Genomic DNA, 21,955 nt, shown 5'->3' on the forward strand with positions numbered 1-21,955 from the left:
AGATGGCAACGCATCCCGACAAGCACAACCCCGACTCCGTCGACTTCCTGACCTGGGCCGTCCACGGCGGCAACAGCATCGACGAGGGCACGGGCGCCGTGCGCACGCCCCTCGTGATGGCGAACTCGTACCGCCTGCCGCAGGACCCGGCGTCGATGGATTGGTCTGCGACCGACCGACTGACGTACACCCGCAACGGGGGCGCCAACCAGCAGGCCCTGGAGACGAAGCTGGCCGCCATGGATCACGGCGAGGCCGCCGCGACTTTCGCGACTGGTGTCGCAGCGCTGCACGGCGTGTTCTTCACTCTCCTCAAGAGTGGCGACCACGTGGTGGTCTCGAACGTCACCTATGAGGCTGTGTGGCGCCTGTTCGCCGAACTGCTCCCGGAGCGTTACGGCATCGAGGCGACCTTTGTCGACGTCGGCGACCTCGACGCCGTGAAGGCAGCTATCCGCCCGAACACCAAGCTCGTACACGTCGAGACCATTGCCAACCCGACGACGAAGGTCGCGGACGTCCGCGCGATCGCCAACATCGCCCGCGAGGCCGGTGTACTGCTCACGGTCGACGGGACGTTCACTCCGCCGCCGTTCTACCGCCCTCTCGACGATGGCGCCGACCTCGTGATCCACTCACTCACGAAGTACATCAACGGCCACGGCGACGCGATGGGCGGTGCCGTCATCGGACGCACCGAGCTCGTCGAGCACATCCGTCACGACGCCGTGGTCGACGTGGGCGGTGTGATCTCGCCGTTCAATGCCTGGATGATCATGCGCGGTTCTGTCACGCTCCCGCTGCGTCTGGCTCAGCACCTCGCTTCGGCGCAGAAGGTCGCCGAATTCCTCGACAGCGATCGCCGCATCGCCTTCGTCGAGTATCCAGGCCTGCCCAGCCACGCCCAGCACGAGCTGGCTACTCGTCAGTTCGGCGGTCGGGGGTTCGGCGGCATGCTGGCTTTCGCCGTCGACGGCGATTCCGACACGCAGAACCGCTTCGTCGACAACCTGGGCGTCATCACCTCTGCAGTCTCGCTCGGTCACGATGAAACCCTTGTCGTGCACGTGGGCCCGGACGCTCGTGGTGGCAGCGAGAGCTACCCGGCCGGATTCCTCGAGTACGGGCACCTTCGTTTGTCCGTGGGCCTGGAGTCGGTCGACGACCTCATCGCCGACCTCCGCAGCGCCCTCGACAAGACCGAGATCACCGGAGCCAGGAAGTCCGTCAAATGATTGCGGCCGTCAGCGGGGTCAGCGATTTTCCGTTGACCCCGCTCGCAGAGGACAAGCTCGACACCGTTGCATATGCGCCTTGCTGCCCGCTGTGAGTACGCCCCACTGGCAGCACGAGGACAGGTCTTCGTCTGGGTCGGCGCTCTCAAGATCTCCGCCGGGTCGCTGGACACTGCCGCCGCGGGAACGCTCAGCGGTGACGCACGTCTTCCGCCGGTCGTGGGGTCATGCCTAGCCGTTCTCATGTCGGTGATCGCCACGACGGATCGTCGCATGTTGTCGCACTCGAAAGGAGCACTCCAATGATCCTGTCCACGGACCTCGTACGCACCCTCGCCGAGATCGCAGAGACCGGGTCGCTCGATGCTGCAGCGCGCCGACTGGAGATCACACCGTCAGCAGTCAGCCAGCGGCTCAAGTCGCTTGAGACCTTGCTTGGCCGGGTGGTCCTCGTTCGTTCAAAGCCTGTCCGGCTCACTACTGCCGGCGACTCGGTAGTCCGCTTCGCCCGTCAAGCTCAGCAGCTCGAGGATGAAGTACTGCGTAACCTCGGCGTGGTCTCAAGAGGTATCCGCCCACGCATCTCGGTCCGAGTCGACACGGACCTTCGATCCTATTGGGTGGCTGCTGTTGCCAGCGCAGCAGCAGACATCCCAGTGGACATCTCGATGTTCGAGGAAGGCGTCTGGGACGATGGCCGCGAGAGCGGGCAGGCTGCAATTGCCGTGACGGTCCGTCCCGAAGAGGCGCCGGGTTGGGAGACCATCTCCCTCGGCTCCGTGGGATTCGATGCCGTCGCATCCCCCGCATTCGTCGAGCGTTGGGGCCTGCTCAGAGCAGGCAGTCTCAGTTTCAGCAATGATGCCCCCACGGTGATCGTTCGTGGACGTGAACGACGTCACAACACGTTCCTGACGGCTGACACACACACAGTCAGCGATTCCATCACCACCGTCCCGTCGACGGAGATAGCCCTTGCCTTCGCGGAGGCAGGACACGGGTGGTGCCTCCTGCCGCGCACTGTGACCACGACGAGCCTGCAACGAGGGCGACTGCTCCGCGTGTCCACGACATCGATTCGCGAGGATTACCAGCTGCAGCGGTGGGGCATCCACACCCCCGCAGTGGAAGCAGTCATCAGCCGCCTACAGCAGACCGCCGACACTCTGTTCACCAGTGACATCGGGGGGATTGAGCGAGGAGGACTCTCAGATGCGACAGCTTGACGCGATCGATGAACGGATTCTGGTCGAGTTGCGGACAAATGGTCGCGTGAGCCATGCCCAACTCGGCGAGATCGTGCGGCTCTCCCGTAACGCCGTGCGCCAACGGATCGAACGGCTGGAGCGGGACGGCCGCATCCTCGGCTACACGATCCGAGAGAAGGAACTCGGCTCCCCCACACTGAGTGCCACCATGCTCGTCTATCGACAGGATCGGATGCGGGGCGCAGACGTCCTGGCAGCTCTTCAGCAGATCCCGGAAGTCGTGGAATGCGACGTCGTCGCGGGTGAGCTGGATCTGGTGGTCCGTGTGGAGGCGTTCTCACCCGAGCGGATCCAGGAGGTCTGGACCGCCGTCGCTGTCCTCCCCGGCGTGCGCGACATCACAACGGCGATGTCGCTGCGAACAGTGATCGCGCGCCCAAGGAGCACAGCGGGACACGGCCGGTGACCTGCACCGACCCCGAGCTCTTCCGTTCCGTCAATGCCGGCCCGACCGGCGTGGCGGCGAGGAGCTCGGTCTGGACAATCACGCCTTGACAGTAGCGGCCATGGTGCCGCCCTCGACTCATCAACCGTCAACTGAATCGTCGCCGCACCGAGCTGCGTCCGTGTCGTCAGCGACGAATCGGATGAGCACCCGCGCTGGCTTCTGCGTACCGATACGCTGAACCTCCACCTCGACCAATGGGTCGATCCCACGTGCTCGGTAGCCCCAGTGCTCGGCGAAGCGGGGCCGGCGTTGCGGACGATCGCGGTGACGCGATTGCGACGCGCGACCGCTTCAGCGACGATACGTCGACCGGCAGCGCCGCCGGCCCCGAACACGGAGATGGATGGCATGACGGTGCTTCTCTGTTTCGTCGACACGGTCGGACGACGCCTGAACTTCGAGATCGGTGGGGTATGCGGGCGCCGTCCACCGTGCGCGTCAAACCAGCGTTTCGAGGGGGGTGGGTGCGTAGCCGGCAAGATCCTGGACGGCGGTGGTGATGGTGTCTAGGTAGCCTTCGCGGGCTGAGGCGCCGAACGCGGACAGCAACTCAGCCAGCGAGTGGGGTAGTCCGGCTCCAATCAGGCTTGCCGTATAGGCGGCGTCGTCGACCTGGACAACCTCAACCTCGCTACCGATTTTCGCTGCGGCAATGCGTGCGAGGTCGTATGGCGTGTATGCAGTGAGACCTGACACTTCTACGGCCGCGTCGTCGCCCGCAGACACAAGGGCGCCGACCGCTGCTGCAGCGCAGTCGTCTCGCGTCACGTAGGCGGTGCCGCCGTCCCCGGCGTTCGTTACCAAGCGCCCGGTATTCATCGCCTCATGCAAATCGCGCAGCGGCACCTCGGCATAGATGTTGTTACGCAGCAACGTCCAACCCAACCCGCTGGCAGCCAGGTACTCCTCAGTGCCTTTGTGGTCGGGCACGACTACCGCAGGGTTGCCATCGACCGGATTGGGGACTGAGGTGTAGAGCACATGAGCGACACCTGCAGCCTTGGCCGCATCGATCGCGGTGCGGTGCTTCTCCAATCGGGCGCCGAACGCGTCGACGGAGATAAGCAGAAGACGCTCTACTCCCCTCAAGGCAGTGCGTAGCCCATCCGCATCCGCGAAATCGGCGGCCCGCACGGCCGCGCCACGGTCTGCGAACTCCTGAAGCAAGCTCGGAGTGCGTGTAAGCAGGACAACCTGCGACGGATCGACCCGTTCCATGAGGCTCTCCGCGGCCCGCCGGCCAAGCTGTCCGGATGCCCCTGTGATTGCGTAGACCATCTGCCCTCTATTCGTAGTCGAATCAGTTATGTTATTAATGTAGCCATACGGGTTCGAATAGGGCAAACTGGCTTCATGTCCGGTCGAGCAAGCACGCATTTCTCGGTCGCGGTCCATGTGCTGACGTACCTTGCGGGCCGCGGTGGTGGCCGCGCCGTCAGTTCCGACGAGCTCTCCGAAAGCGCCAACGTGCATCCGGTATACATCCGTCAGGTTCTCGCTCCTCTGCGGGACGCGCAGATAGTACGCGCACGCCGCGGTGCGCACGGAGGGTGGGAACTCGCGCGCCACAGCGCTGACATCCATCTAGACGAGATCTTCGATCTCACCACCAGCGAAGAGCCGATGCTGGCCACGCATGGGCCATCGCCAGAGTGCTCGGTTGGGCGAGAGATTTCGGGGATACTGAGCACCCTCCAGGCCGACGTCGCGTCCGCAGTACGAGCACGACTGCGAGAGCGCACAGTAGAGGGTCTCGTCTCCGATGCTCTGCTCGCCGCATCTAACCGGGCCAGGCAACAGACAGACGTTCATCCTGCTGGGGTTGCTGCTACACGGCTTCCATAAGAGTAAAGATCCGCTGCGCAACCGGTGCCCCGTGAGTTCGCGCCTCACCCACCAGCGGAGCCAAGCAAGTCCCCTGTGCTCCGCTCGACGATCCCCACGCTCCAGTTCGACATGAAATGGAACCGGCCGAGCGATAGTCCGAACATCAGCGGATGTGCCGCACTGAAGAATGCCCCGGCTCTGCGGGAGAACCGCTCCTGCTACCGACCGGCATCAGTCTGGCCAAGGACCATCCATACCTCTTGTATCGGCAGTAGGCCCGGCGGGCCGCGCAAGCGCGCCCGCATCGCGGGTTGCACGTTGAGGGAGATACCCCTCGCGGATTCGGGCTCGTACGAGCAGCAGCACATGGCCGAAATCACGATTGCAAGTTCCGGAGCCGCTTCCGACGGGCGGTCCTTCAAGCATTCAAACGCGGACCGGATCGGTTTGACCCAACACCGAGCTGCGCAAGATCACCGTTCGATATGATCATCCAGCATGGTGACCACGGTTGCCCGCCAACGCTCGGCGTCGGAGTTCCACGTCATCGTGTGGTCCGCATCAAAACGCTCGAGCTGGATCAGATCGGGTCTGCGATCCCGAAGGCGCTCCGCTACTCCGATCGACGCCGACGTATCGGCGGATCCGTGGAGGATGAGCGTCGGGGCGGCGAGTTCATCGGCACGCGTGATCCAATCGAAGTGGCGCAGCCCGACGGGCGCACCGAGGCCTGTGATGCGTGACAACTGCCGGCTGTCGAGCCACGGCACGGCGAGCCCGCCGGTCCACGCGGGTAATCCCGATCTCACGCAGTTCGACTTGATCGTCGAGACCCAGTCAAGCACCGGCGACTCGAGAACGAGCCCGGCGACGATACCGCGAAGCCTTGGGTCTGCGGCGAGTTGCAGCGCAATGGCCGCGCCCATCGACCATCCGAAGAGAATGACTCGGCTTGCGCCGTTCGCGAGCGCAAAGAGTACGGCGGCCCGCCCGTCGTCGGCTTCGGTGGTGCCGAGCGTCGACCGTCCTGAACCAGTGGTGGGGCCCTCGCCGTCGTTCCGATAGGTCACCACGAGCGACGTGAGTCCGGTCTCGGCGGCGACCTGCACGCCGCGGAGCGTGCCGGCACGGGCGCTTCCGAGACCGTGAATATGGATGGCCCAGGTCGTCGATGAGCCAGTTCGAGGGCGGATGAGCCAGGCGGGAGCCGGGCCGGCATCCGTCGGGATAGCGACGTCCGATGCCTGAAGCCCGGCATCCTCCGGGCTCGAGAAGTAGATGCCGCTCCAGGACGCCCGCTCGCCGATATGCAGACCTGCGCGCGGCTCACCCAACACGCCGCGGCCGACGAGCCCCGGACCGAGGTCCTCGACTTCGCTCGACAAGCGAACCCAGCGCCCGTTCTCGAGCAGAAGGCTGTAACGACCGGGCGCGGCCGTTTGCGGCGTACGGTCGAGCGCAACGATCACTCGCTCCCCCGATTCATCCAACCCACGAATGGTGAGGTCGTACCTTCGACCGCCTACAGGTGCGGTGAGGCGCCTCGCGATACCCAACCCCAGACCCCCGAGCGCGACGCCGACCGAGGCAACCGCGCCTGTTGCTGCCCACCTCACGCTCATCGCTTCTGCTGCCCCCACCCGGCACTCGGGTGCCCGTGTGCCACCGATGCAGGAGCGCCCAGACCAGCTCCGAGCAGATGCCGCTCCGCCCGATCGACGAGCACTCGTTCGTCATCGCTCACCTCGAACGACACCCGCGTGTCGATCATCGCATCGCGGATCTCAACGACTTGGCGGTGCAGCAGTGTTTCGCGGTCGTCAGTGTGTAAAGGGGCACCCTGGCTCTGGCTGATACCGGGCCGCACTGCGGTTGCTCGGGCCCACAGCGGCTCGAGCTCGCGCGCCAGTGCACGCGTTGTCCGTTCCCGAGACCGTGCATGCAGTGTGCGGGCGACTGGCTGTCCGGCGAACCCGAAGCAGAGGAAAAGGAACGTCAACAGGTACAGCGGGCTGTAGGCGACGGAGACTGCCGTCATCAGATCGATGTCGCCGGCGACGTGCGCGACATCCATTGTGATGACGACGCCGGTGAGCGCAACACAGAAGACGCTGCCGAGGACCAGCGAGGCAGGCGGCAGAAGTTGCACGCCCCGGTTGACTCGCAGTTGCCTGGCCGCGAGCACTGCCATCGCCGTGAGCACGATCGCGTAGTAGGCGAAGTGAATCGTCGAGTAGGCGGCTGCCGCTCGCTGATACCCGAGGTCGAGCATGAAGGTCGTGGTGGTGGAGCCCCGGTCGATGAGGAAGAACGCGACGATCGCACACACCAGCGCGGTCGCGAGTGTGGGTGTCCCGAGTGCAAGCTGTACGGATCGCGGCTGGTGATCGGACGCCTTCATGACGCCACGGCCGAGGAAGAACACGCCGACCGTGAGGCCGAGATCGGCGATGAGCGTCACCAGGTTGGTATCGCCGACAATCCGGTCGAGACCGACGTAGACCGAGTCGATGTTCAAAGTCATCGCGATTGCGATGATGAGCGCGGCGTAGGTGATCGTGCGCTCTGCACGGCCCCGGCGCACAATGAGCAGGCATGCGAGCAGCAGCCACATCAGCGCGGAGACGAGGACCGGAATCACCCGAAGATCTCCAGAAACCGCGACCCGTGCATGGCTGACTCGCGGATCGCGGCGGCCAGTCGATCCGCCAGGGATTCCGCCAATATCTCGTCGGCAGTGTCCAGGTCCTGTCGCCGCAGGAGGCGCCGCCGGGTCTCCGGCGGGATGTCCGGCAAGAGGAAGTCGGGTTCCGCGGGATCATCGTCGTCGCCGTGATCGAAGATCATGTGCGCGAGCTCGTGCAGCACGAATTGCTGCCTATGAAGCGCTGATTCGCTGTGCGCGTGGAGTACTAGATCCTCCGCATCGGTCTTCAGCCAGATCGCGCAGAGCCCGTCGTGATCACCGAGCTCGGAGAGTTCGACGATCCGCAGGCGACGCCCCCGCCGGGACTGCACCGCGCCGATCAGCTCGTCGAACGTGAACACGTCCCCGAGGGCGAGTTCGTCGAATGCCGCCGACACGGCCGCCTCGCTGTTCACGGTTCGTCACCTCCGATTGGGACAGTTGTAGGATTGCCGGCGCCTTGGGCGCAGTCGCGCCGTCGGCTACGTTCTCATGATCTCCTCGTCGAGGAACTTGCTGATCGCCTGGAGTGCATTCGGCGAGATGTCACCGAGCGTGCGAGCGGCATAGGACTTCACGCGAGCGGCGCGCATCGAGCGAACGAGATCGAGCTGTGCGTTCACCCTCTCCGGAGCTTCCGCACCTTCAGTGCCCAAAAGGAACTCGGTGTCGACGTCGAAGAATGCGGCGAGCCCGTCGAACAACGCGCGGTCCTGCACGTATCGGTGGCCGTTCACCATGTACGTCCAGCGGGATCGCGACAGGTTCGTTCCGCGCTCCTCGAGGTACGCGGCGATCTGCGCATACGTCGGCTCCGACCCCGATTCAGCAACCGCAACGTCGAGGAGGAGGCGGAGGCGCTTCGCCAGGTCCTCTGCGGCTGCTTTGCTCTCGTCTTCGTTCATGTCTCGCATCACCATCACCCTCGGGATAGGTCTGGCATCGCCGATCTGTGTCGCCCGGAGTTGCGGTGTTGGGCATGCTCAATTTACCCGTTGGGCATGACCAACGCAAGCGTTGCGCATGCTCAAATCACGTGGTATGAACGAGGCGAACCGAACGATTGAGCATGCTCAACGAGGGAGGTAGCGAGCAAGCTCCGAACTCCCGTGAGTCCGCGCTCCTCGCGCGCGGCTCTGCGATACCGCTCACCTGCGCCCGGAGCATCCGTGCGCAGACGGGCACACCTATGCGTAAGCCTCGCACAATGCGCGCCGGCGGTCGTTCCGAAAGGTGGTCACCCGTGTCGACGAAACCGCAACCGACTCACGACCGGGAAGCGAAGCTCGTCGAGCTGCACGAGCACCTCGTCGCGTCCGTCGAGACGCTGGTCACCGGCGACGAGTGGAAGCGCGCCCTCGAGTTCGCCGCCCGATTCCGCACGCGATCGTTCAACAACACCCTGCTGATCTGGTGGCAGCACGAGGCCGCATACCGGCAGGGACGCGTCCCCGACCCGATGCCGACGTACGTCGCCGGATTCAAGCAGTGGCAGACCCTCGGCCGCCGAGTAATCGCCGGACAGCGCGGGTACATGATCTTCGCGCCGCTCACCGCGCGGTTCGCAACTTCGTCGCCTATGGATGCGGATTCGTGGCGTCGGCTCGAGCGGAGCGAGCGCCCGCGCGCCGGCGAGATCGTGCGCTCGCGAATGGTCGGGGTCCGGCCCGCCTACGTATGGGATGTCTCGCAGACTGACGGCCGCCCTCTGCCGGAACTGCCGAGGCCGAACCTGCTCCACGGCGAGGCGCCGCCGGGACTCTGGGATGGGCTCGCCGCGATCGTGCGCGACGAGGGCTTCAGACTGTCGACGGTGACGGATGCCACCGAGTTGCGCGGCGCCAACGGCGTCACTGACTTCGGGTCGCGCGCGGTCATGGTTCGCGCGGACGTGGACGCCGCAGCCCGTGTGAAGACTCTGGCGCACGAACTCGCGCACATCCGGATGCATGCACCCGGCACTGACGCCGCCTCGCATCGCGGCATCGGCGAGGTCGAGGCAGAGTCGGTCGCACTGATGATCGGCGCCGCGCACGGGATGGACACGAGCGACTACACGATCCCGTACGTCTCGTCGTGGGCGAACGCTGTGGAGGCGAAGACACCGACCGAGGTGATTCAGGAGACCGGTGAACGAGTGCGACGAACCGCCGCCGCGATACTCGACCAGCTCCCCACCACCCAAGGCGGGGCCGGGGATCCTCCCGGACTCGACCGGCCGACGCCCGCCCAGCACGTCAGCGCGACCGCCGCCGCATCGCCCGAGCGGCAACCGGAGTCGCTCGAAGCGCGGAGCCTCTGATGGACATCGCAGAGCTGCTGTTGACCACGAACCTCATGCCGACGCGCAACGCGGCGATCGCGTTCGCCCGTGCCGGAGTCCCAGTCTTCCCGTGTGCCCCCGAGGAGAAGCGTCCCCTGACCGCGGCGGGGTTCCACGATGCCAGCTGCGACGTCGACCAAGTCGAGACGTGGTGGGCTCGTTGGCCCGACGCGAACCTCGGCATCCCGACCGGCAGCGCCTCCGGGATCGACGTCGTCGATGTCGATGCGAAGGGAGTCGCGGGATCGGGTTTCCCGGCGTTCGAGCGCGCCGCCACGGTCGGACTCGTCGACGGCGAACTCGCCCGGGTTCGCACGCCATCTGGCGGACTACACGTGTACTTCCCAGCGATGCAGTCCCGGCCTCAGCGCTGCTGGCAGGCAGCCGTCGCGCGAATCGACTTCCGCGGGACGGGTGGCTACGTGATCTCGCCGCCATCGATCCTGGCGACGGATCGCGGCCGGGTCGCTTACCGGCTCTTCTCCGTGTCATCCGCTCACACGAAGCCCGTCGACGCCGTCGCGCTTCGCGAGTTCATTGACCCGCGCCCGTCACCACCAAGCACGCGCTCGGCAGAGCCGGCCAAAGCCGCACCACTCGACCCGAGAAGGCTCGCCGGGTGGGTAGGCCGCCTCCAAGAAGGTGAGCGAAACGCCGGTCTCTTCTGGGCCGCCTGCCGACTCGCTGAAGCCGGCTTCCCACCTGACGCCGTCGCATCCGCACTCGCGCCGGCGGCGGCGAGCGCCGGCCTCCCGGATCGTGAGATCGCAACCACGATCCGATCCGCGAGCCGTCAAGGCTCGGCGAGGCCAACGCGGCCGTCAAGCCCGAGGCAGATTCCGCCGACCCCCTGGTCCGTCCCCCCGTCTCCACCACGAAGGGCAGGTGACACGCGATGCCTGCCCTGACCCGCTCGAACCCTCTCCCTCGCCCCGACGGCGTCCGCCTCGCAATGATCACGGCTGTAGTCGGCACCATCTTCATCGCGGCCGGGGCGTTCTGGCTCTCATTCACCTCACTCAGCGACCTCGCGCGCCGATCCGGACTCGACCCGGCGCAGTCGTGGGTGTGGCCGCTCATCGTCGACGGCATCATCGTGGTCGCGACCGTCGCCGCCGTCGCTCTCGCGCGGTCGCGCGTCGCCTGGTATCCGTGGATGCTCCTCATCACCGGTGCCTCCATCTCTGTCGCCGCGAACGCCATCCACGCGATCGTCGCCGACACAACCGAAGTGCCGCTGCTGCTCGCGGCATCCGTGTCGGCCGTCCCGCCACTCGTGCTGCTCGCGATCACCCACCTGACCTCGGTCCTCATGCGCCATGACCCCACCCGGGCCGCCGCGCCCGCGAGCGCGAAACAGCCGGCCCAGGTCCCGATCACCCCAGCCCCGCCAGACCTCGAACTCACCCCTGCCGCTCCAAACCGTTCGGATGCCTCATCCCTCCGCGCGCTCGGATGGTCGAACTCCGCGATTGCCCGGCACCTCGGCGTCCACCCGTCGACGGTCGGCCGCTGGTTCCGTGACCGCGTCGTCACACCTGCAATGCAGACCAGCACCGTGAGGGAAGGCACGACCGATGGATGAAGACGACTTCGAGAAGGCACGCCCCGAGGCATCCGATGCAGCGGGCACCGACGATGTGACGAACACGACGGCGATGCATCCCGTCGATGACGACCGCGCCCCCTTCGCCGCGCTTCGTCGGCGTGTGAGATCCGACCCGAGCCACACGCTCGGACCGCTCCGCGATACCGCCGACCGCCCCGGAATCATCTGGGTCCGGGCATCCGATCTGCTCAGTACGAGCACCGGACGCCTCGCCGGCCGCGGCCTCGACTTCGAGACCGAACTCGCCCGCCGCCTGCGCCGCAGCCACGCCACCGCCCGCCACGTGATCCGCGAGCGCGCCGACCGGCTCCCCCCACTCTCCGAATTCGGGCGATCGCGCGAGCATCCACAGGTTCGCCGCGAGGGGCTCGGCCGGCGGTGACCCATGCGCACGCTGAGGAGCGCGATGACACACGCCTACGTAACTGGGGGTGCGCGATGAACTGGAGTACACGGTCGGATGCCGCTTCGGCGACGTTCCGCAATTCCGAGGGCCTGCGAACACTGCTCGACCGCCTGCAATCCAACGGCGGTACCGGATGGCGCACCGACCCCGAGGCCGCAGAGCTCATGCGCTACGCGGCCGACCGCTACGCGGCCCTGGCGCGCAAGCACGGCCTCGACCCTTGGGAGGCGGCCGCGGCCGCGTTCGACGCCATGCGTGCGCCGGCGACACTGCGGGCAGAAGACCCGTGGGCGATCGTCACTCGCGCCGTGCAGGTGACGTGCATCGCCGAGGAACGAGCTCAAGGGCTACTGTGCTCGGTGCATCAGGCCCGGCGGCCACGGGTATCGTCGTACCACGACGCCGAGCGTTTCAGCGATCGTGAGCACGCCCTCCTCGACTACCACCCGGCGTTTCGGACCGATCCAGTCGATGCGCTGCCCGAGACATCCGAACCGCCCCGCCAAGTGCAGTCAGCCGTCGAAGATGCGATCTCGCTCTTCACCCTGCTCGGCTGGCAGCCGGATCGCGCGCGCGGCGCCGTCGAGTACATCTGCGGCCGGCTGGCGGATGCCGTGTCGCGTGCGTCCGCGTACGAGTCCCTACGGCGGGACTACGAGGCACGGGCGCTGCTCGACATTCCGCAGCGCGCGTGGATCGCGATGCTCCGCGCGGTCCTCGGTATCAGCGACCACATGCATGAGCACACGACGGCGGGAAGGGGCATCCTGCTCCGATTGCTAGTCGGTGAGCACCTGCGGTCGCTGCTCCACGACGACGACCTGGTGGCCGATATCGTCGACAACCTCCCGAGGGCGCACGAGTGACCGGCACGCCGGGGCACATCGAGCTGGAGCGGTCGATCGACTCCATTCGGATCGGCTCGCGCCACCGCGCCGACCTCGGCGACATCGACGCCCTCGCCGCGTCGATCGAACGACAGGGTCTGCTGCAGCCGATCACGGTCACACCCGACGGGGTACTCGTCTGCGGCGCTCGCCGGCTCGCCGCTCTCCGCCAACTCGGCGTGCGCAAGCTCAACGTCTGGGTTCGCGCAGGCATCTCCGACCGACTCACGGAACTCCTCGCCGAGCAAGACGACAACACCCTTCACAAGCCTCTCAGCCCCACCGAATCCGCCACGCTCTACCGAGAGTTGAAGCAGCTCCTCGCTGAGGAAGCGGCGCGTCGGCAGGAGGCGTCGCGGTTCCATGCGAACGGGGAAAACCCCCGATCAGACGGTGGGGCCGATTCGGCCCCACCGTCTCAAGGGCTCGGCCGCTCTCGGGAGCGTGCAGCGCGCCTGGTGACCGGTCATGGCTCGTACTCGCGGCTCGAGCAGATCGGCGACATCCAACGGATCGCGGGCGACGAGAGCACGGATGCCTCAGTGCGGGCGCTCGCCGTCGCGGAGCTCAATGGTATCGACCGGGGCGGAGCTGTTTCGTCGGCGCATCAGCGGGTGAGCGCGCATCACTCGTTGGCGGAGCTCGAGGCGATCGCGGCTGATCTCTCGCGACCGGCTGGAGTGCGGCACGCATCCTCGGCGAGCGCAGCGAGGCTGCACGCGGTCGAGCGGACCGCGAGCGCGGCGGAACTCGAGCAACTCGCGCGTGAAGCGCTGGCGCGGGTGAAGGCGGCGAAGAAGTCAACGAATGGATCGCACCGCCCAGCACCCTCGCGTGCGACAAGCACCAGCGACGAGGCGAAGCTGCCCGTTCGCGCGTTCGTGTTCCTCTGGGGCGACCTCGACCACTGGTGGACGCAGTATGACGTTGCGGAGCTCGCGGCTGCGCTCACCGATGAGCAGTGGGAGCAGTTCGAAGAGACGCTCGCCGGCACGATCGCGTTCGCGGAGTCGCTGCGGGCGCTGCGTGCGAGAGCGCGTACGGCGGCGCGATGATGCAGCTCCGGATCCGGTTCCAACACCGACGCCGGTTGATCATTGCCGTCGCCGTGAGTGGTGCCGTGCTGCTCATGCTCGTGGCATTCGGCGTCTACGGACTACTCCGCGGGCCGGCGAGCGCGAGCCCACCGAGAACGCCGACACACGAGGCATCCGCGCCGTCGGAGCTTCAGAAGAGACCAGAACGGCCGCAGCCAGTTCTCGCGTCCTCAGAGCCCGAGCGGTTCGCTCGGAGCGTCGCGCGGGCACTCTTCACTTGGGATACGCGGCACCCTGGCGGGCCATCCGCGTGGGCGCAGGCGCTGGTCGACGTCGCCGATGTGGATGAGGCGGCCGCTGTGGCATCCGATGTCCGAAGTTACCTGCCCGGGCCGGAGATGTGGCAGCAGCTCAGCGCCTACGGCACTCGGCAGTGGCTCGAGGTGGAGTCCGTCACCGTGCCCGACGCGTGGCCGACCGCGCTCGCGCAGGCTGCGCAGGGTCAACTCCCCCGCGGCGCAACCGCCTTCACGGTCGAGGGGACCCGCCAGCGCGAGGGCACATGGGGCACCGAGGTTGTCAGCACCACGCGGCACGTGTCGTTCACGGTGTTCCTCGCCTGCGCAGGCCAGGAGCCGTGCACCCTCCTGCGGATCTCGCAGCTCGACCGACCTCTCGAATAGGGCGGCCGGATGAAGAAGCTGTTCGGCATTCTCGCGGTCGCCCTGCTCCTCGGCCCGTCCGTCGGCCTCGTGAGCGTCGCGGCACTGATGCACCCGGCCGCGATCTCCTGTTCGTCTGGGTCTCTCCTCGTGGGCGACATCCCCGATTCGCTGACCGCCAAGACTCGCGACGGCGGATCGATCAAGCTGAACCGGCAGCAGCTCACCCACGCCGCGACGATCATGACTGTCGCCGGGCGTACCGCGGGCGTCGGCCGCGAGGGCGTGATCATCGCGCTCATGGCCGCGCTCACCGAATCGACGCTGCGGATGCTCGCCAACCCGAGCGCCTACCCCGAATCGCTCGGATTCTCGAACGATGGCGTCGGCTCGGATCATGACTCGCTCGGGCTCTTTCAGATGCGACACGCCTCCGGCTGGGGAACGATCGCCGAACTCATGGACCCGGAATACCAGGCGCTGGCGTTCTTCGGTGGGCCATCCGGCCCGAACGGCGGATCACCGCGCGGACTGCTCGATATCCCCGGCTGGCAGTTCCTCGACCCCGGCGAGGCAGCACAGGCCGTCGAGGTCAGCGCATACCCCGACCGGTACCAGAACTACCAACCGGTCGCCGAAGCGATCGTCACTGCGCTCACCCGCACGCAGTCCAACGGTGGATCGGCTGCGGCCGCCGGCGGTCCCGTCATTCCCGAGACCTCACGCGTAGTGTTCCCCCTCCCGGCGGGCACCTACACGAGCACCGACAGTTTCGGACCGCGGATCGACCCGTACACCGGCGTGCAGCGATTCCACGCGGGCAGCGACCTCGCCGCACCGATGGGTACGCCGATCCTCGTGATCGCCGACGGCGTCATCACGTTCGCCGGCCAGCGTGGCACTTACGGCGGGCTGATCATCGTCGAGCACACTGTCGGCGGCGAGCGCGTCGCGTCGTACTACGCCCACATGTACGACGACGGCGTGCATGTCACTGAGGGCGACACCGTCGCGGCCGGCCAGCACATCGGCGACGTCGGCTCCGCCGGCAAGTCGACCGGCGCCCACCTGCACCTCGAGATCCATCCCGGCGGCGCGAAGGCGCCCGCCGTCGACGCCATGGACTGGCTCACCGAGCACGGCGCTGCCGGCCTTGCCAATGCGGAGGTCTCGACCGCGGGATGCAGACCGGAAAGGACGCCCTGATATGGACATCTTCCCCGACTTCGGCGCCGTCGGCGGCGCCGAAGAGCTGCGGAGCATCGCCGGCGCCCTTCTGATGGTCGTGCTGGTCATCGCTGTGCTCATGATGGTCATCAGCGGGATCACCTGGGCGCTGGCGTCGGCGAATGGGCAGTTCCAGATCGCAACACGCGCGCGGCTCGGGCTGTGGGTGGCGTGCGGGGCGGCGGCCCTCGCGGGCGCGGGCGTCGCGTGGATCAACTTCCTGCTCGACGTCGGCTCAGGCCTTTGATGACCGAAACTCGAACCTCCCGGTTGGCGTGGAAGCTGGCCGAACGCAGCTGTCGGGTCTCTAGCAGGCGACCAGGTGGGGGGCTCGTCGCTGCCACCCGCTCAGCCCGCGGAGCATGGTCACCTCAATGGGCGAGGACGACGTCCGCGCGGGCCTCGAGGGCGGCCCGGACCGCTGCGGCGATCGCAGGGGCGTCGTCGGTGTCGCTGTGGACGCATAGCGTCTCGATCGCCCCGAAGCCCGGGCTGCCGAGCATCTCGTCGACCCTGCGGACCGCATCCGCCGGCGAGCCGAGCTCTGCGTACGACCAGCCGAACATCACGACCTCAGCACCCCGGTATGGGCGATCAACGAAGAACTCGGGCCGAACCGCGAGGCCGTCCTCGGCCGCTGCGATTGCCAGTTCCGACCCTGGGAGAGCGTAGACCGCCAGCGAACGATCGACGTCGGCGACGGCCCGCACGATGCCCATGGCGAGGTTCCGCTGCTCCGAGGCCATCATGTAGAGCGCTCCGTGCGGCTTGACATGTCGCAATCGGCCGCCGGCCGCACGAACGAAGCCCTCGAGGGCCCCGATCTGGTACACGGAGTAGTCGTAGGCGTCCTGCGCGCTGATTGCGAGGTTCCGGCGACCGAAGCCAAGACGGTCCGGCAGGCCAATGTGTGCGCCGACCGCCAGGCCGAGCTCCAAGGCCCGGGCGACGGAGGCGCGCATCGTCGCGGCGTCTCCGGCGTGGAAGCCACACGCGATGTTGGCGGAGGTGATGATCGGCATGAGCGCGTCGTCGTTGCCGTAGCGGTAGATGCCGAAGCTCTCGCCGAGATCGGCATTGAGATCGATCCGCCGGACGGTGGTGGCGTATCGACCGTCTCGGGTCGTCTCCTCAGAGGTCAAGGGTCGGTGCCTTACGCGCTGGAGCCCATCGCTCTAAGGCTGCCGCAAACCGGAGCATTCGTCGCTCGGCGTACGGCGGGGCGACGAGCTCGAGGCCGACGGCGAGTCCATCGCCAGTGAAGCCAACCGGGATGGTGAGGGCCGGAAGGCCAGCCTGCGAAGCGATGACCGTGTTGGTCGGGAAGGTGAGCGCCGTGTACAAGCCAGCCTTCAACTCCTCGAGGGTCGGCGCCGGCACCTGAACGGTCGGGTAGACGAGGAAGTCGACGCCGGCGTCTGCGAAGCGCCCGAGCACGAGCCGCTGGAAGTCGGCCTGCTTGAGGCGGCGCCGAGCCACCTCAGGATCGCCCTCAACCGTGTCGGGACCGTCCGCGATCCCTGGGATGAGATCGTTGAGCGGCTCCCATACGCCGGTCGCGTAGAGCTCATCGAACGAGGCGACTGGCCCAGGCCTGGAGGCGAAGAACGCCGTGAGGTCCGACTTGGACTGGTGGAGGTACACCGAGGTGTCCGCGATCCAGTCCGCCAAACGCTCGATCCGGAGGCCGTCGACGACGCCGACGCCGTGCTCGCGCAGTGATCCGATCGCCGCGCGCACCACCTGGTTGACGAGCGCCTGGGCCTGGCCGGAGCCGAAGGCCGTCTCCAGCACGCCGACCCGCCAGTCCGCCTGATCCGGCGCGAGTCGCACCGCCTCCGCATATCCGCCGACTCCGGGCGCGGTAGCAGCGACGACCGTGTGCTCATCGGCCGGATCGTACCCGACCATCGCGTCGAGCAGTACGGCGAGGTCGGCGACCGTGCGCGCCATGGGCCCCGGTGTGTCCTGAAAGTGGATGAGCGGGGAGAAGCCCGCCCGACTGACGAGGCCTGTCGTTACCCGCAGTCCATAAAGGTTGTTGAACGAGGCCGGGATGCGGATCGAGCCTCCCGTGTCTTCGCCGACGCCAACGAGCCCGAAGTTCGCGGACACTCCGGCGCCCGTCCCGGCACTCGAGCCGCCAGAGTCGCGAGTCGGGTCGTACGCGTTCCTCGTGTGCCCAGTGCGCGACGAGGACGAAAACCAGCCGGCGGCCAGATCGCACATGGTGGTCTTCGCAAGGATCACGGCGCCCGCTTGCCGGAGAGCGGTCACGACGGTGGCGTCCCGCGCCGGTACATACTCGGCGAAGAGCGCAGATCCGAACGCTGTGGGGATCCCGGCTGTCTCCGCCTGATCCTTCACGAGCACTGGCACACCGTGGAGAGGACCGGAAAGCTCGCCCGAGGCGGCGAAGGCGGAGTCCCGCTCCGCCGCCTCGGTGAGCGCCGACGGGTTTACTGTGACCACGGCGTTGATCGCAGCCCCGTCGACGTTGTGCGCCGCGATGCGGTCGAGGTACCACTGGGTGAGTTCAGTCGCTGTCGTCCGCCCCGCGAGGATGTCCTCGTGGAAACGGGAGATCGTAACGTCCTCGAAGTCTCGCGGCCCAGTCATGAGTGCCCTTCCCGCTTCTCGGCTGATGGTCATACTGCGTCCGTTTCTGTCGACGCCGCAACACTCACCGGATGAACGACCTCCGCTTTCGCCGTCACGACGCTGAGGACGAGATAGGCCGCAGAGGAGACCACGAGCCCAGTCACGACGGTCGACAGCCACGGCGCCTGCAAGTTGACGAGGAGCGCGGCGCCGGAGCCGATGGCCCAGGCGGCGAACGGCTGCCAGCGGACGGCGGCGATCGCAGTCTGGGAGACAGCGGCCGCGCGGCGCACGAGCAATTGGTCGGCGATGATGATGGCGCCGATTGGCGGCACGATGACGCCGAGAAGGTTGAGCCAGTTGATGAAGAAGCCCCAGATCCCGAGTGTCGCAACGATGACGCCGACCGCGCCGAGGACGAGCGTGAGGATCCGCATGCGGCCCCTGAGGATCGTCGACCAGCCGACGGCGGCGTTATAGAGACAGTGTGTGCAAACCGAGCCGAGGTTGACCACGAGGAAGATGACAGCGAGCACGGGGAAGATCCCGCCTTGCAAGGCCAGGATGCCAAACACGTCACCGGAGCCAGCGGTGGCCGCCGCTATGACGCCACCGATGACCATCGCGAAGAGGTTGCCGATCGGGAAGGCGGAGGCGGTCGCAATCCAGGCGTGTCGGGTGTTCTTCGCCCAGCGCGTAAAGTCGGCGGTCATGGTGCCGGAGTCAGCGAAGAGGGCGAAGACGAGCGTCACTCCGACACCGAGGGCGATCGACAGCGACGAGTCGCCTTCATAACCCCAGACGTCGGCGCCTGTGGTGCCGGCCTGGACCGCCGCGTACAGACCGAGGAAGAGGAAGAGCGGCACGGAGATCGCGCCGATGATCGAGAGGGCCCGAATGCCGAGGAGGGTGAAGAGCGTGAAGAGCACGCCGGCGACTAAAGCGACGATCGTCGCATTCCACCCGAAGGCGCCCTCCATGCTGGCACCGACAAGCCCGGTCTGCACGGCGAACCAGCCAAGCACGAGCGTCGACAGGAGCGCCGAGCACGCGATGTAACCGGTGCGGCCGAAGGTGCGCGAAGCCTGGAGGGAGAAGTTGAAGCCGGTCTTCGCGCCGAGGGCGCTGAGCAGCCCAACGTAGGCGAGTAGTAGCAGGTTGCCGATGATCATCGCCGTGAGGCCGCCGGCGAAGCCGAGACCATGCACGAGCGTCGCGCCGGTGACGGCACCGGTGATGATCATGGGGAAGCCGGCCCAGACACTGGCGACAGACAGGAGAGACCGACGCTTGGACTGAGGAACGGGCGAGGACTCGTACTCGTCCTGGAAGAGCTCGTGCTCGACGGTTTGCGACATGACTGACGTACCTCCGTTGGGGAGTGCGGGCGCGATGGTCCGCTGCCGGGGTAGTGCGCGTCGACCGCGGGGTGCGGCACGACGGTGTTTCAGTTGTGCGCCGGGCACGCCGATCCCGGCGGTCTGGATCACTTGGGCGGGGCGGCGCCCTCCAGGGCGGCCACGACGGTCCGGGCGGTGTAGTCGAGATGCTCGGCGGTCGCCGTGAGGAGGGCGGAGAGCCGCCGTCCGCGGATGAGCTCGAGCATCTCTGAGTGCTGGCGCTGTGCCTCCGCGAAGTCCTGGACCGTTGAGGCATAGATGGCCATGTACGGTTCGACCTTGTCCCAGACGTTGCGGATCAGCTCCAGCAGGTGGGGGCTTCTGGCGCAATCGTAGAAGCGGCGGTGGAAGTCCTGATTGAGGTGCCGCCACTCGTCGACCCCGATGTCGGGACGGTCCATCTTGGCGAGGATGGACTCCAGGTCCGCGATGTCGTCTTCGTCCACCTGGTCGATTGCCCACTCCGCGGCGAGCTGTTCGAGCCGAAGGCGGATCTGGAACACCTGCTGCACTTGATCGGTCGACAGAAGGGTGACTGTGACGCTGCGGCGGCCGAACACCACGAGCCCGTCGGACTCGAGGCGGCGAAGTGCCTCCCGGACCGGCATTGTGCTCACACCGAAGGAGTCGGCGATGGAGCGGATGGAGATCTTCATTCCGGGCAGGAGTGTCCCGGTGGTGATCCACTGCCGAAGCCGTTCGTACACCTCGTCGTTCACCGTGGAGACTCGGATTGGTAGCGAGTCCATGACACCTCCGATTTGTGATGTGTGATCACAAATCATAACGGCATCCTGTTGCGAGGGGAACCCCCAAAGATCGCCCCCGTCATTGATTTGACCTCACAAACTCGGAGACCGGCAGGGAGAAAGTCCAGCGAGCTGGCGTCTGAGTGAGCCTCGTGGCGGATGCGGCGCACCTTCAAGTCGATCTCACCATCGACCGAGGGAGCTCATAGTGATTGACATCGATCCGAACGGCACCGGGCTTCCCGGTATCGAACAGCTCCGCGTGATCGTTGGCGCCGTAATGACGGTCGGCCTGATTCTGAGCGTGCTCGCGCTGATCATCTCCGCGATCATATGGGGATTTGGCGCGAACTCGTCGAACCCGCACCTCGCGGCCCGCGGCAAGCTCGGCGTGCTCGTCTCCTGTGCGGCGGCGGTCATCTGCGGCGCATCCGTGACGCTGATCAACTTCTTCTGGAATGTCGGCCAAACCGTCTGACCAAGACGATATGAGCCGAGCATGACGCAGAGCGGGCCGAGACAGTGAGCGTCTGCGACATCCCCGTTATCGCAGAGGTTTGCGGCGCCGTCGGCGAAGGTACCGCATCCCTCGTCGCTGCGCCATTCGATTGGCTCGCGCACGCGATGGGCGCCGCCGCGGCCTGGCTGTTCGAAGCGGTCTGGACCGCGTTCGACACGACCACACTTGTCGACCTCACCGACCCGGCCTACATCGCGGTCTACAACGTACTGTTCGGCGTTGCGGTCTTCGTCGCGCTGATCTTCTTCTGCCTGCAGCTCATCACCGGACTCGTGCACCGCGACCCCGGCGCACTGTCCCGCGCCGCGCTCGGGCTCGCGAAGTCAGTGCTCGGATCGTTCGTCATCGTTACCATCACCGGCCTGCTGCTGGAGATCACGGACCAACTCGCAATCGGCGTCGTTCAAGCCTCCGGCAACACGATGGAAGGCATGGGCGACCGGATCGCGCTCCTAGCCGCCGGCCTCACGACGATCAACATCGGCGCACCAGGTGTGGGCGCGATCGTGACGATCTTCCTCTCCGCACTCGCGATCAGTGCGGCCGCGATCGTCTGGTTCTCGCTCCTGATCCGAAAGGCTCTGCTGCTGGTGGCGATCGTGTTCGGGCCGGTCGCACTCGCGGGCGCGACGTGGGATGTCGCGAAGGGATGGTTCACGAAATGGGTCGCGTTCGTGATCGCGCTCATCCTGTCCAAGCTCGTCCTCGTCGTGATCTTCCTCGTCGCAATCGCCCAAGTATCTGCGCCGATCGACGCGGACCTCGCATCGATCAGCGACCCGATCGCCGGGATCGTGCTGATGTTCATCGCCGCGTTCGCCCCGTATCTCACGTACAAATTCCTCAACTTCGTCGGCCTCGATATGCACCACGCCATGTCCAGTGAGCAGGAAGCCAAGTCAGCACTGAACCGACCGGTCCCGGTTCCCAACGGCCCAATGACGGATGCCGCGAAGCAGATCCTCGGGCCCCGCGAGAACGGCGGCGGGGGCAGCCGGGCCGCGCGCGGCGGTCATGGCGCGACGGCAACCGGCGGGCCATCCGCGGGAGGCGGCGCCGGGCCAGCCGGT

General features: G+C 66.7%; 24 protein-coding genes. 15 read left to right on the forward strand and 9 right to left on the reverse strand.

All coding sequences use genetic code 11. The features are described from left to right. Window positions 1-2: 2 nt before the first annotated feature. The 3 genes from ESP51_RS10390 (at window position 3) to ESP51_RS10405 (ending at window position 2,909) form a co-directional block, all read left to right on the forward strand. Window positions 3-1,235, forward strand: a complete 1,233-nt coding sequence (locus tag ESP51_RS10390) for a trans-sulfuration enzyme family protein (RefSeq protein WP_129520829.1) — start codon at window positions 3-5, stop codon at window positions 1,233-1,235. 302 nt (window positions 1,236-1,537) lie between these two features. After that, window positions 1,538-2,461 carry a LysR family transcriptional regulator gene (locus tag ESP51_RS10400; protein WP_164990484.1) on the forward strand — a complete coding sequence of 308 codons (924 nt, stop codon included), beginning with the start codon at window positions 1,538-1,540 and terminating at the stop codon, window positions 2,459-2,461. Then, window positions 2,448-2,909, forward strand: coding sequence for an Lrp/AsnC family transcriptional regulator (locus ESP51_RS10405; RefSeq protein WP_129520831.1), 462 nt, complete (start codon window positions 2,448-2,450; stop codon window positions 2,907-2,909). Before ESP51_RS10400 ends, ESP51_RS10405 begins: the two co-directional genes overlap by 14 nt. A gap of 480 nt (window positions 2,910-3,389) precedes the next feature. Here ESP51_RS10405 and ESP51_RS10415 read toward each other — a convergent pair whose 3' ends face one another. After that, complete coding sequence (locus ESP51_RS10415; protein WP_422386840.1) at window positions 3,390-4,424, reverse strand: NAD(P)H-binding protein; 1,035 nt, start codon at window positions 4,422-4,424, stop codon at window positions 3,390-3,392. On the opposite strand from ESP51_RS10415, the gene ESP51_RS21260 reads away from it, so the two are divergent. Further along, window positions 4,305-4,796, forward strand: coding sequence for an Rrf2 family transcriptional regulator (locus ESP51_RS21260; protein ID WP_129520833.1), 492 nt, complete (start codon window positions 4,305-4,307; stop codon window positions 4,794-4,796). The genes ESP51_RS10415 and ESP51_RS21260 overlap by 120 nt on opposite strands. Window positions 4,797-5,251: 455 nt before the next feature. Here the strand turns inward: ESP51_RS21260 and ESP51_RS10425 are convergent, their stop codons facing one another. The 4 genes from ESP51_RS10425 to ESP51_RS10440 all read right to left on the reverse strand — a co-directional run bounded on the left by ESP51_RS10425 (window position 5,252) and on the right by ESP51_RS10440 (window position 8,378). Further along, window positions 5,252-6,268, reverse strand: coding sequence for an alpha/beta hydrolase family protein (locus ESP51_RS10425; RefSeq protein ID WP_241843106.1), 1,017 nt, complete (start codon window positions 6,266-6,268; stop codon window positions 5,252-5,254). 128 nt (window positions 6,269-6,396) lie between these two features. Next, complete coding sequence (locus tag ESP51_RS10430) at window positions 6,397-7,419, reverse strand: DUF6545 domain-containing protein (protein WP_129520835.1); 1,023 nt, start codon at window positions 7,417-7,419, stop codon at window positions 6,397-6,399. Continuing rightward, complete coding sequence (locus ESP51_RS10435; RefSeq protein ID WP_129520836.1) at window positions 7,416-7,880, reverse strand: ImmA/IrrE family metallo-endopeptidase; 465 nt, start codon at window positions 7,878-7,880, stop codon at window positions 7,416-7,418. Before ESP51_RS10435 ends, ESP51_RS10430 begins: the two co-directional genes overlap by 4 nt. 66 nt (window positions 7,881-7,946) lie before the next feature. Then, a complete protein-coding gene (locus tag ESP51_RS10440; protein WP_241843107.1) occupies window positions 7,947-8,378 on the reverse strand; it encodes a hypothetical protein in 432 nt (143 codons plus the stop codon). A gap of 329 nt (window positions 8,379-8,707) precedes the next feature. Here ESP51_RS10440 and ESP51_RS10445 point away from each other — a divergent pair, with 329 nt between their 5' ends. Genes ESP51_RS10445 through ESP51_RS10485 form a run of 9 tightly spaced genes read left to right on the forward strand, consistent with a single transcriptional unit; the run spans window position 8,708 to window position 15,862 of the window. Beyond that, window positions 8,708-9,766, forward strand: a complete 1,059-nt coding sequence (locus ESP51_RS10445; RefSeq protein WP_129520837.1) for an ArdC family protein — start codon at window positions 8,708-8,710, stop codon at window positions 9,764-9,766. Beyond that, window positions 9,766-10,695: a bifunctional DNA primase/polymerase gene (locus ESP51_RS10450; protein WP_129520838.1), complete on the forward strand. Its 930-nt coding sequence runs from the start codon at window positions 9,766-9,768 to the stop codon at window positions 10,693-10,695. Before ESP51_RS10445 ends, ESP51_RS10450 begins: the two co-directional genes overlap by 1 nt. 44 nt (window positions 10,696-10,739) lie before the next feature. Beyond that, window positions 10,740-11,372, forward strand: coding sequence for a DUF2637 domain-containing protein (locus ESP51_RS10455; RefSeq protein ID WP_129520839.1), 633 nt, complete (start codon window positions 10,740-10,742; stop codon window positions 11,370-11,372). Beyond that, on the forward strand, window positions 11,365-11,778 hold the full coding sequence (locus ESP51_RS10460; RefSeq protein WP_129520840.1) for a hypothetical protein: 414 nt from the start codon (window positions 11,365-11,367) through the stop codon (window positions 11,776-11,778). The genes ESP51_RS10455 and ESP51_RS10460 overlap by 8 nt, the downstream gene beginning before the upstream one ends. A gap of 56 nt (window positions 11,779-11,834) precedes the next feature. After that, on the forward strand, window positions 11,835-12,668 hold the full coding sequence (locus tag ESP51_RS10465; RefSeq protein WP_129520841.1) for a hypothetical protein: 834 nt from the start codon (window positions 11,835-11,837) through the stop codon (window positions 12,666-12,668). Next, window positions 12,665-13,744 carry a ParB/RepB/Spo0J family partition protein gene (locus tag ESP51_RS10470; RefSeq protein WP_129520842.1) on the forward strand — a complete coding sequence of 360 codons (1,080 nt, stop codon included), beginning with the start codon at window positions 12,665-12,667 and terminating at the stop codon, window positions 13,742-13,744. The genes ESP51_RS10465 and ESP51_RS10470 overlap by 4 nt, the downstream gene beginning before the upstream one ends. Window positions 13,745-13,779: 35 nt before the next feature. Further along, on the forward strand, window positions 13,780-14,409 hold the full coding sequence (locus ESP51_RS10475; RefSeq protein ID WP_241843108.1) for a hypothetical protein: 630 nt from the start codon (window positions 13,780-13,782) through the stop codon (window positions 14,407-14,409). 9 nt (window positions 14,410-14,418) lie between these two features. Then, window positions 14,419-15,594: a M23 family metallopeptidase gene (locus tag ESP51_RS10480; protein WP_129520843.1), complete on the forward strand. Its 1,176-nt coding sequence runs from the start codon at window positions 14,419-14,421 to the stop codon at window positions 15,592-15,594. A 1-nt stretch (window position 15,595) separates the two neighbouring features. After that, on the forward strand, window positions 15,596-15,862 hold the full coding sequence (locus ESP51_RS10485) for a DUF6112 family protein (RefSeq protein ID WP_129520844.1): 267 nt from the start codon (window positions 15,596-15,598) through the stop codon (window positions 15,860-15,862). Between the two features lie 124 nt (window positions 15,863-15,986). Here ESP51_RS10485 and ESP51_RS10490 read toward each other — a convergent pair whose 3' ends face one another. From ESP51_RS10490 to ESP51_RS10505, 4 genes are all read right to left on the reverse strand, one after another. Then, the gene (locus ESP51_RS10490; RefSeq protein ID WP_129520845.1) at window positions 15,987-16,757 is read right to left on the reverse strand and encodes a 5-oxoprolinase subunit PxpA; all 771 of its coding nucleotides are present in this window, start codon (window positions 16,755-16,757) and stop codon (window positions 15,987-15,989) included. Beyond that, window positions 16,747-18,267 (reverse strand): amidase, encoded by a 1,521-nt coding sequence (locus tag ESP51_RS10495; protein WP_129520846.1) that lies wholly within the window; start codon window positions 18,265-18,267, stop codon window positions 16,747-16,749. Before ESP51_RS10495 ends, ESP51_RS10490 begins: the two co-directional genes overlap by 11 nt. Then, a complete protein-coding gene (locus ESP51_RS21050) occupies window positions 18,264-19,574 on the reverse strand; it encodes a cytosine permease (protein ID WP_129520847.1) in 1,311 nt (436 codons plus the stop codon). Before ESP51_RS21050 ends, ESP51_RS10495 begins: the two co-directional genes overlap by 4 nt. Before the next feature lie 128 nt (window positions 19,575-19,702). Beyond that, a complete protein-coding gene (locus ESP51_RS10505) occupies window positions 19,703-20,335 on the reverse strand; it encodes a GntR family transcriptional regulator (RefSeq protein WP_164990485.1) in 633 nt (210 codons plus the stop codon). A gap of 238 nt (window positions 20,336-20,573) precedes the next feature. Here ESP51_RS10505 and ESP51_RS10510 point away from each other — a divergent pair, with 238 nt between their 5' ends. Both ESP51_RS10510 and ESP51_RS10515 read left to right on the forward strand, forming a co-directional pair. After that, a complete protein-coding gene (locus ESP51_RS10510; protein WP_129520849.1) occupies window positions 20,574-20,843 on the forward strand; it encodes a DUF6112 family protein in 270 nt (89 codons plus the stop codon). A gap of 44 nt (window positions 20,844-20,887) precedes the next feature. Next, a partial coding sequence (locus ESP51_RS10515) for a conjugal transfer protein TrbL (protein WP_206737279.1) occupies window positions 20,888-21,955 on the forward strand: 1,068 nt, incomplete at its 3' end.

This window comes from Agromyces albus, from assembly GCF_004134825.1.
GTDB classification, from domain to species: domain Bacteria; phylum Actinomycetota; class Actinomycetes; order Actinomycetales; family Microbacteriaceae; genus Agromyces; species Agromyces albus.

Coding starts and splice junctions, on each gene's coding strand:
- ESP51_RS10390 (WP_129520829.1), top strand. CDS start 3: ATGGCAACGCATCCCGACAAGCACAACCCCGACTCCGTCGACTTCCTG.
- ESP51_RS10400 (WP_164990484.1), top strand. CDS start 1,538: ATGATCCTGTCCACGGACCTCGTACGCACCCTCGCCGAGATCGCAGAG.
- ESP51_RS10405 (WP_129520831.1), top strand. CDS start 2,448: ATGCGACAGCTTGACGCGATCGATGAACGGATTCTGGTCGAGTTGCGG.
- ESP51_RS21260 (WP_129520833.1), top strand. CDS start 4,305: ATGTCCGGTCGAGCAAGCACGCATTTCTCGGTCGCGGTCCATGTGCTG.
- ESP51_RS10415 (WP_422386840.1), bottom strand. CDS start 4,424: ATGCACGTTGGCGCTTTCGGAGAGCTCGTCGGAACTGACGGCGCGGCC.
- ESP51_RS10440 (WP_241843107.1), bottom strand. CDS start 8,378: ATGCGAGACATGAACGAAGACGAGAGCAAAGCAGCCGCAGAGGACCTG.
- ESP51_RS10450 (WP_129520838.1), top strand. CDS start 9,766: ATGGACATCGCAGAGCTGCTGTTGACCACGAACCTCATGCCGACGCGC.
- ESP51_RS10455 (WP_129520839.1), top strand. CDS start 10,740: ATGATCACGGCTGTAGTCGGCACCATCTTCATCGCGGCCGGGGCGTTC.
- ESP51_RS10460 (WP_129520840.1), top strand. CDS start 11,365: ATGGATGAAGACGACTTCGAGAAGGCACGCCCCGAGGCATCCGATGCA.
- ESP51_RS10465 (WP_129520841.1), top strand. CDS start 11,835: ATGAACTGGAGTACACGGTCGGATGCCGCTTCGGCGACGTTCCGCAAT.
- ESP51_RS10480 (WP_129520843.1), top strand. CDS start 14,419: ATGAAGAAGCTGTTCGGCATTCTCGCGGTCGCCCTGCTCCTCGGCCCG.
- ESP51_RS10485 (WP_129520844.1), top strand. CDS start 15,596: ATGGACATCTTCCCCGACTTCGGCGCCGTCGGCGGCGCCGAAGAGCTG.
- ESP51_RS10495 (WP_129520846.1), bottom strand. CDS start 18,267: ATGACCATCAGCCGAGAAGCGGGAAGGGCACTCATGACTGGGCCGCGA.
- ESP51_RS21050 (WP_129520847.1), bottom strand. CDS start 19,574: ATGTCGCAAACCGTCGAGCACGAGCTCTTCCAGGACGAGTACGAGTCC.